4 protein-coding genes are annotated in these 5,751 nt (G+C 71.6%); all 4 read right to left on the reverse strand.

Annotated features, from left to right (window positions below; all coding sequences use genetic code 11):
• The coding region (locus CCN51_RS29035) for a hypothetical protein (protein WP_143675917.1) at window positions 1-689 on the reverse strand (689 nt) is incomplete at its 3' end.
• Window positions 690-771: 82 nt separating this feature from the next.
• The gene (locus CCN51_RS29040) at window positions 772-2,691 is read right to left on the reverse strand and encodes an ATP-binding protein (protein ID WP_014181606.1); all 1,920 of its coding nucleotides are present in this window, start codon (window positions 2,689-2,691) and stop codon (window positions 772-774) included.
• 63 nt (window positions 2,692-2,754) lie between these two features.
• Entirely contained in the window at window positions 2,755-4,179 is a 1,425-nt protein-coding gene (locus CCN51_RS29045) for a DUF2201 family putative metallopeptidase (protein ID WP_043488118.1), read from the reverse strand.
• A gap of 204 nt (window positions 4,180-4,383) precedes the next feature.
• Window positions 4,384-5,751: glutamate synthase subunit beta (locus CCN51_RS29050; protein ID WP_086860258.1), on the reverse strand; the 1,368-nt coding region annotated here is incomplete at its 5' end.

Consider the following 5,751-nt stretch of genomic DNA (forward strand, 5'->3'; position numbering starts at 1 on the left):
GTGTCGGCGGGGGCGGAGTCGGCGGGGGCTTCGGCGTCCTGGGGGACCGAGGCGGTCTCCAGCACCGCCGCCGGGTCCGGCGCGGCCACCGCCCGGCGCACCAGCTCGGCCACCGCCGGGTACAGCACGGGCAGTTCGGCGAGCTCGGCCAGCTCGGTCACACCGCCGTAGGCGAGCACGGCCCGGCAGGCCGCCAACTGGTCGTTCGCGCCCGCTTTCATGCCGACGGACTTCAGGGCGTGGCGCACGACGCGGGGGAAGGGCGCGCGCAGCGCCGGGCGGAGCTCGTCCGGACCGCTGGTGTTCAGCAGATACTCCACCAGCCCGTCCGGCTCATGCCAGTCGGGGTCGTCCAGATTCCGCTTCGCGCCCTCCAGCACCGCGGCCCGCAGTTTCCGGCGGTCGCCGTAGCCCCGGTAGAGCCGTGGGCCCAGCGCCGTGTAGCCGAGCGCGGCAAGGCGCAGCAGCACCGGTTTGCGCTCGGGCGTCAGCGGGCACCCGGACAGGGCCCAGATCATTTCGCCGTCACCGGTGGCGAACATCTCGTCCACCAGATAGTCGGGCAGCGGTGCCGGCCCGGACACCAGCGCCATGGCCTCCTCGCGCAGCCGGGCCATCAGGTCCGGGGCGAGTGCGGGGCCGGCCAGCCGGAACGTGGCCGAGAGCAGGGATTCGTCGAGGGTCGCCACGCCGGGTGTTCTCCGATCATCGAGAAGAGTGCAGGGGGAGCAAGAAGGGGAGCGAGAAGGAGGAGGGACGGGAAAGTGAGGCTCAGGGGGTCGCGGACAGCTCGGCCATCCTGGACAGCGCGCCGATCCAGAACCGCTGCCGCTCCGGGGTCTGCCCCACCAGATGGGCGGCGCGCAGCTTGGGCGGCATATGGCGCAACAGCCGCGCGACCACCTCGGCATGGCGCTTCAGCTGCGAGACCTCGGCGTTGGCGAACACCTGGTGCACCAGATCGGTGTCATTGGTGCCCTCGGACGAGCTCTCACAGGCCGCGGCCAGCCTGGCCTCCCACTCCGCCACATCGCGCGCCAACTCCTTCAGCCCGATGACCTTCTGCCCCAGGCTCTCCGACAGCCGCGCCTCGAGCTGGGACAGCGGCACCGGGGCGTACTCCCCGTCGCCGAGGTAGATCAGCCCGGTCTCCAGCGGCTGCCCGGCCAGATGCAGCTTGATCAGCCGCTCCAGGGTCCGCTTGGTGATCCACTCCCGGCCCTCGTCGTCGATATCGCTCTTCCACCACTCCAGCGCCGTCTCGGCCACCTCGCCATAGGTGTCGATCAGCCACTGGTTGGCGGGGATGTCCTGCGGGCTCACCTCGTAGCTGACCGTGAAACGGCTGGCCTGCGCCACGTTGTTGCTGCTGACCAGCAGTTTGCGGCCGAGGTGGTACGGCGGGTTCTGCAGCGCTATCTGGGCGCACAGCCCCGGAATCGGCCGGCCGGCCAGCGACCACTCCTGGGTGATCTCCATCAGCTTGGCGAAGGTGGCCTTGTCCTTGGGCCGGTTGTACTCGTCCCAGACGATCACCTTGGACTCGGGCCCCATGAGCGAGCGGCTGAGCAGCGTGTCCAAGGTGCCGTCGGGCGTCGGGATCGGCACACACAGGTCTTCGACATTGGTCACCGGCAGCGAGAAATAGACCGGGTCGCGCCCCGTCTCCTCCCGGACCACCGCCTTGGTGATCTCCGTCTTGCCGCAGCCGGGCGGGCCCTGGAGCAGCACGGACCAGTTCTCCCGGACGGCGGTGCGCAAAATGGCCCGCACCGGATCCGCGATCGTCGCCGGGTTCGGGCACCCGATGGCGGCGGCGATGCCGTCCAGGATCTCCGCCGTGCGGTCGGGGCCGGGCTTGCCGTCCGACTTCGTATCCCGCAGGCGCAGCCGCTGACCGCCGACCAGCGGCAGCGCCCAGGACAACGGAAACCCGGCGCGGGCGCAGTCCAGCACATGCTGGAGGGTGCGCGGCGACAGCAGCGAGCGCAGCCGCGGGCTCAGCCCGGCCCAGAGCCGGAACACCTCGGTCAGGTCCCAGTCCTCGTAGCGCTCGGCCAGCTTCCGCCGCCAGGCGGTGTCATTGGCGGTCACCCGCAGGGTGACCATGCGATCCAGCACGGCCAGATCGCTGCGCCGGGCGCTGGTCTCGGCCAGTGACTCGTTGTCGGCGAGGAAGACGCCGACGCAGCCGAGCTTGCGCAGATCGTGCTCGCCGAGCGTCCAGTTGCAGGCGATCTGCATCAGCTGGGACTGAATGGTCTCGCCGGCCTGCAGCGAGTCGTCGATCAGCAGCACAAAGGGGATACCGGGGGTGAGCTGGCGCATAATCAGCTGGGTGAGGACCAGCTCACCGCTGTGCTCGTCCCGCACCGGCGCGTTGACCAGCAGGTCGTCCGGGGTCAGATTGGCCGCCGGGACCAGGATCACCTCGGTGCCGGGGTGCGCCTCGGGGACGTAGGAGTGAAATGTCGACGTCTTGCCGATGCCGTGCTCGCCGAAGACCTGCCCGGTCTGCCCCATGGCGATCATCGCGCTGATGAACTGCTCCAGACGGGCGCCGCTGCCCGGCCCGGTCCGCCGCGCCGCCTTCTGTGTCCTCGGCGTCTTCTGCGGTTGCCGCGCCGTCCGTCCCGCCCGGTCGGCGGACCCGTCCTCCGCGGTCGGTGCCGTCGTCTCCACGCTGCTCACAGTGGTCTGTTCCCTCGTTGTGTGTCTGTCGATGTCCGAAACGGTCAGCCGACGAGTCGGCCGTCAGCTGTCACCGGTGACCACCCGATGGCAGGCCATCGGCGGATCGTGCCGCTCCGGCCAGTCGTCCCCGCCGTCCGTGATCAGCCAGATCCACCGGTCGGGGTGGGCCGGGGTGACCTTGGGCGCATAGCCGTCGGTGACCATGATCACCGCGTCGGCGCGCTCCTCGAACCGCCGCCCCTTCACCTCCAGTCGGCCCTCGACATAGTCGACGACCAGCTGGAAGTTCGTCCCGCCGCCGCCGAGCACCCGCTCCCCGGGGACGAAGGGCATCACGGCGCCGTCGAAGCTCAGCCAGTGGCTCTCCACCCCGTCGGTCCGGCCCACCAGCGAGGTGATCCAGTCGACCACCTGCTGCGGCATCGAACCCGAGGTGTCCAGCGCGACCACCACCACCTTGGTGCGCTCCGCGCCCCGCCGGGAGAGCATCGGGTCATGGCCGAGCGCCAGCAGCACGGCCCCCTGCTTCTTCGGATAGACCAACCGCTCGCCCTCGCGCAGCTTGGAGGCCAGCACATCGGAGAGCCAGCGCCGCCACCACTCCACCCGCCGGGTCCGCGGGGTCTCACCGCGCAGCGCGGCCAGGCCCATCCGGCCCCACATGCGCTCCAGCCGCCTGCCGCCCCCGGCGGTGCGGTCCGCCAGGGCCAGCATCTCCTCCCGGGCGATGCCCTCGCCGCGCAGCGCCGCCCGCATCGCCTCGCTCAGGGTGGCGTCGACTATGGAGGACAGCGTCTCCTCGTCCATCGGCAGGCCGGGGCCCGCCCCTTGGCCCTGCTCGGCCCCGGCCAGCTGCATATGGATGCACACCGCGGGCGGTACGGGCGGCTGGCGCATCCGCTTGAGCTCCCCGTACACCCCCAGGTCGGTGTCGACGAAGTCCCGGTAGGACAGCGGCGTCAGGCCCTGCTCGGACAGATCGGCCACATACTGCCGATGCACCTTGTACGGATCGACGCCCACCGGCTCGCGGCGGGTGCCCCCGAGGCCGTCCGGCACCTCCTGGGCGGGCAGCTCCGTACGCCCCAACCGGACCATGGCCACATGGTTGATCGCCACCTCGGCGGCCAACTCGAAGACGGGGTCGGCGCGCAGCCCCTCGTCCACGTACAGATGGCGGTGGATCAGATGGCGCGCCTCGTGGAACAGCACGAACCGCACACCGCTCGGCCCGATCCGGACGAAGAACTCCGGGTTGTACAGCAGCAGGCAGCTGCCGTCGCCCACGGCCACCACCGCCGCCGTGTCCACCGCCGCGGTGGCGATCTGGTGGTGGCACTTGGCGTACAGCCACGAGCCCACCACGCTGTCCTTGACCCCGAAGTCCAGCAGCGCCGCCTCCTTGAGCCGACGGCCCTCCTCCGCCACCGCCGGATCCGCCACCTGACACTCCAGCAGCGCCCGGCGGTCGCGCAGGTCGATCACCCCCCGCGCCGCGGCATGCCTGCTCTCCCCCGTCACCCGTGCCACTGGCCCCCCTTTATCCCGCACTCTCATCCCGCATGCCGCTTTTCCGCATGCCGCGGTTCCGGCGCGGCCCTGCCCGGCCCCGCTACCAAGAACGTTATCCACCGGGTCTGACAGCGCCGCCCCGGGTCCGCCGCGCCGGATCCCGCCGGGCCGCCGCGCTCAGACCACCATCGGCCGGTCGGCCGGGGTGACGGGGGCCGGGAGCGTCGTGGAGCCCGCGAGATAGCGGTCCACGGCCGCGGCGGCGGAGCGGCCCTCGGCGATGGCCCATACGATCAGCGACTGGCCGCGGCCCGCGTCACCCGCCACGAAGACGCCTTCGCAGCCGGTTGCGAACCCCTCGTCCCGGGCGATATTGCCCCGGGCGTCGAGCTCCAGGCCGAGCTGGTCGATCAGACCGCCGTCCCGCTCGGGACCCGAGAAGCCCAGCGCCAGCAGGACCATGTCCGCCCGCAGCACCCGCTCGGAGCCCGACTCGGGCCGCCCGTCCGCGTCGATCCCGACCAGCCGCAGCGCCCGGACACCGGCCGTCGCGCCTCCCGGGCCAGGGTGCGCCCCCTCGAAGCGGATCGTGGCGGCCGAGAACAGCCGTGCGTCCACATCGGCGTCCGGGGACGCGCCCAGTTCCTGGGCCTCCTCATGGGCGGCGGACATCCGGTAGATCTTGGGGTGGACCGGCCAGGGCTGGTCCTCGGGCCGCTCGGTCCCGGGCCGGACGTGGATGTCCAGTTGGGTGACGGAGGCCGCGCCCTGGCGCAACACGGTGCCCAGGCAGTCCGCGCCCGTGTCCCCGCCGCCGACGATCACCACATGTCTGCCCTCGGCCGTGATCGGCGGCCGGGCGAAATCGCCCTCCTGGACCCGGTTGGCCAGCGGCAGATACTCCATCGCCTGGTGTATTCCGGCCAACTCCCGCCCCGGCACCGACAGCTCCCGCCACGCCGTCGCCCCGACCGCGATGACCAGCGCGTCGTAACGGGCCCGCAGCTCGGCGGCGTCCACGTCGGTGCCCACGCCCACGCCCGTACGGAACTTGGTGCCCTCCGCGCGCATCTGCGCCAGCCGGCGGTCGAGGTGGCGCTTCTCCATCTTGAACTCGGGTATGCCGTAGCGCAGCAGACCCCCCACCCGGTCGGCCCGCTCGTACACCGCCACCGTGTGTCCGGCGCGGGTCAGCTGCTGGGCCGCAGCCAGGCCCGCCGGGCCCGAGCCGATGACCGCGACGGTCTTCCCGGACAGCCGCTCCGGTGGCTTCGGGATCACATAGCCGCTCTCCCACGCCCGGTCCACTATGGCCCGCTCGACGTCCTCTATCGTCACCGCGGGCTGGTTGATGGCCAGCACACATCCGCTCTCGCAGGGCGCCGGGCACAGCCGGCCGGTGAACTCCGGGAAGTTGTTGGTCGCGTGCAGCCGCTCGCTCGCCCGCCGCCAGTCGTCGCGCGAGACCAGTTCGTTCCACTCGGGGATGAGGTTGCCCAGCGGGCAGCCCGCGTGGCAGAACGGGATGCCGCAGTCCATGCAGCG

It is taken from the genome of Streptomyces milbemycinicus, assembly GCF_002154605.1.
GTDB classification, from domain to species: Bacteria; Actinomycetota; Actinomycetes; order Streptomycetales; family Streptomycetaceae; genus Streptomyces; species Streptomyces milbemycinicus.